The 3,465-nt window shown below is 47.7% G+C and carries 4 protein-coding genes; 2 read left to right on the top strand and 2 right to left on the bottom strand.

Annotated features, from left to right (window positions below; all coding sequences use genetic code 11):
* Together LUQ50_RS01550 and LUQ50_RS01545 are read right to left on the bottom strand one after the other, a co-directional pair.
* Positions 1–750: MFS transporter (locus tag LUQ50_RS01550; protein WP_300035153.1), on the bottom strand; the 750-nt coding region annotated here is incomplete at its 3' end.
* A 104-nt stretch (positions 751–854) separates the two neighbouring features.
* Positions 855–1,928: a PEGA domain-containing protein gene (locus tag LUQ50_RS01545; RefSeq protein ID WP_300035150.1), complete on the bottom strand. Its 1,074-nt coding sequence runs from the start codon at positions 1,926–1,928 to the stop codon at positions 855–857.
* A 737-nt stretch (positions 1,929–2,665) separates the two neighbouring features.
* Between LUQ50_RS01545 and LUQ50_RS01540 the strand changes: the two genes are divergently transcribed.
* Both LUQ50_RS01540 and LUQ50_RS01535 read left to right on the top strand, forming a co-directional pair.
* Positions 2,666–3,148 carry an HdeD family acid-resistance protein gene (locus LUQ50_RS01540; protein WP_300035147.1) on the top strand — a complete coding sequence of 161 codons (483 nt, stop codon included), beginning with the start codon at positions 2,666–2,668 and terminating at the stop codon, positions 3,146–3,148.
* A 91-nt stretch (positions 3,149–3,239) separates the two neighbouring features.
* Positions 3,240–3,465, top strand: a 226-nt coding sequence (locus LUQ50_RS01535; RefSeq protein WP_300035144.1) for a DUF2164 domain-containing protein, incomplete at its 3' end; no start/stop codon positions are given.

Here is a 3,465-nt window from a genome sequence, read left to right as displayed (position 1 = left end):
TTCAAATACCGGGATGAGCCCCGTCTTCAGGGCATGAAATGATATCAGGGGAAATGAAAGAAATCCGGTTGTGCAGAGCAGGGTAAAGAGAGAGAATATTACAAACTTCCGGCTGATACCCTCTGTCTCTTTTTTTGGTGTGCAATGCTCTGTCTCAAATCCCATTGGATCAGGGAGGAGTCTCCATGCTGCAAAGGCCAGGACCAAGAGAAGAATGAACGGAATAAAGAGGATGAGAAACCCTTGCTGGTATCCTGCGGATCCAGCCAGAGATACCGCGAGGATTACCGGGCCGGCTACTGCTCCGATCTGGTCAAGGAGTTCATGGATTCCAAATCCCATTCCCCGCCCTACCGGGGCGGTTGCATTCGCAAGGATGGTGTCCTTTGCAGGTGATCGAATTCCTTTTCCTATCCGCTCAAGAATGAAGAGCAGGGCAGCCATCTCCCAGGATCCGGCATATGCCAGGAGTGGTATTGCTATAAGCATTGCATACCCGCCGATAGTCAGTGTCCAGTACTGGTGTGTACTGTCTGCAGCCCGTCCTGAGATAAGGCGTACCGCATATCCGAGAAACTCTCCGACTCCGGTGATGGTCCCGATGAGCATCGCAGAGGCGCCGAGAGAGAGCAGGTACGGGCCACTGATACTCCGGGCCCCTTCGTAGATGATATCCCCGCAGAGTGCGACGATACCAAGAAGGATGATGATCCGGTATGCTGATCGGAACTCACCCGTATCCTGAGTCATAGATGAGCATACTCGGGCAGAGTATATGAGGGCTTACCCGGAGCTGATGAATGGCTCATCAATGTGTCCTCTCGAAAGGGTTCCCCTGCGAAAAAAAAGCGGAATTAATTCCGTTTTAACGATGAATTAAAGCCAAGACCTGCCAGTCCAAGACCAAAGAAGGGTAACCAGGGAGATATTGGTGATTTTGTCGGTTCCGGTGCAGGCGGCTGCATCGGAACGGTGGTCGGTGCCTGGGTGACCGTCGCGGTAAGGGTGACTGAGAGTCCTGATGCCTGATCCGATGTGATGTACACATCCCCGCTGTATGATGAATACCCGTCGTCTTTGATGATGATGCTGTGCGAACCGATCGCGACACCCTGGAGTGTGAGCGGGGTTATTCCCTTGTACTCATTATCCAGGTATACTCCGGCTCCTGCCGGGTTGGACTGGACTGAGAGTGCTCCGTACTGTGAGGGGACATATGTTGCAGTCAGATCTGCAGAGATCGTTGCAGCCTCGTTTCTGGAAAGGGTTATCTCGGTTGAGTAATCGGTATACCCGGAACTGGTTAGTCTGACCGTGTATGTTCCTGGTGACAGATCTGATAACTCCAGGTATCCGGATGACGGGGTTATTCCCTGGTATGACCCGTCAAGGTATACCTGTGCTCCTGTCGGGTTACTCGTCACCTGAATTGCGGCACTGTCCTGTCTGATGACTGGAAATGAGGGAGGAAATCTGACATCTTTATACTGACCTCCGGATGCCGGTGATCGTGCTGGTTCCTGTACTTGCTGGGTTGGGTTGATGGTTGGAGATACCGGCTCCTTATGGGTAACAGCCTGGCCTGGGGTCGGAGAGGTGATCTTCTGGGGCTGCTGGGTTCCTGCCGGAGTGGCTGGTTGGCTGGGTACCTGTTTTACTGCCCCTGGTTGTGCTGCTCCCGTTCCCGGATTGGTCTGGGTCTGAGTCGGGGAGATTTGCCCTCGGTTCTGTCCTATTGCCTGCTGGCCCTGCTGATTACTGTCGGGGTTTTGTGTACCCTTTTGGTCTGTTTGAGGTACCCCGCTGGTCAGGTTCGGAGGGTTCTGCTGTCCGGGGTTTGTTCTGTCAAACCCATCATCCGCTGATACCAGGCAGATCTGGGTCACTGCGAGTATGATGAGTATTGTACAAATTGTGATTGGTTTCATGCCTTTCACCCTATGGGTATGATTCTTTGGTTTTGATCTGATGAACAGATCTGAAGGGACTGATTCCCTCGGTATTCATGGTTTTCTCACCGGGGAGGATAAAGAAGATCGTATCATCTGGTTTGATATTCGATCACTCTGGTCACCCTTTCCCGGTTATTGCAGATACCGGGATCGCTTCAGGTTCTGCCTACCTGGATAGAAACGATCCGGGTTATGGAAAGAAATGGGGGAATTAAAAATATGCTTCTATGATTATATAATCCGCATTTAATCGGTGATCCAGGATTTTTTCCGTTTCCTGATCTGACTTTTTATCTCAAACATCAGGATCTAAATATATTAAAATCCGGCCATCCTAGATGAATCTATTCTATATTTTTCAGATGATACTCGAGCTAAACCGGAAGATCAAAAGTTCAGCAGACATGCGTCTGACAATGATTTTTCTTTATATGGTTCCTCTAATGGTAGGGGTGGTTATCCGTTGCACCGAACAGTCAATTTTGAACTGTTACGGTAAATTGCGGTCATTATGAGTTGCATGCCGATATTCAATGTTTTTCGGGCCACCGATGACCAGAGGGTGAAACGATCTCTGATTCTCCGGAAGATCTCATCGTGGATTGTATGATTTGTAAGTATCTTTCATGAATGTCAACCTGATGTAATTAGGTATTTATATCCTGGCTCCCAACCAAACCGGGATGGATACAGGCAGAATTCTAACGGTATTTATGAGTCTTGTGACTCTTGGATTTGGAATTGTTGCCGTTACTGCACCGTTAGCGGTATTCGATTTCTTAGTAATGATAATTGGCCTCATCTTCCTCTTCATTGGAATCCTTACCTTTGGATTCGGGCTCTCCGTTCCAAGCGGAAAGGCAAAACTGAATATGCTGAGTTCAGGTCTTATCAGTATTGTGATAGGTCTTCTGGCAGTTCTTTCTCCGTATGTTGCTACCATTGCTATCGGGTATCTGATTGCATTATGGCTTGTAGCGAATGGTTTGCTCACGTTCGCATTTGCGGTCTCTATCGAATGGGAGAAACACCGTATCTGCACCGGGATACTCGGGACAATCAGTTTTCTACTCGGTCTGTACCTATTCATGAATCCAAGTATCGGTACTGCCTTCTTGACCTTGGTGCTGGGTATCTTCTTTATCGCATATGGTATCCTTTCATTGATAACGAGTCTCTTCTTCTGGAAAACATAATTTTTACCATGTACCTTCTCATGAGTCTAGGTAGGGACTATGATCCTCCATTGAACTATTGTGGTGTTTAGGACATGAAAGAGGAATCTCCATGAAACAGGAAAATCAGATCGAATTAACAAAAGAGAGAAGAGACTTCATGGTTTCTGAGATAAAGAACTATTTCTCTCATGAGAGAGAAGAAACCATTGGGGATTTAGCTGCAGGATTTTTGCTTGATTTCATCATGGAAAAATTAGCTCCTGATATCTACAACCAGGGTGTATATGATTCTCACAAATATATGTCAGAAGCGGCTGAAGATCTCTTAGTAATAC

It is taken from the genome of Methanospirillum sp., from assembly GCF_028679455.1.
Classification (GTDB): domain Archaea; phylum Halobacteriota; class Methanomicrobia; order Methanomicrobiales; family Methanospirillaceae; genus Methanospirillum.
Note: the sequence above shows the minus strand (reverse complement) of the source record. Positions and strands in the feature narration are given on the sequence as shown.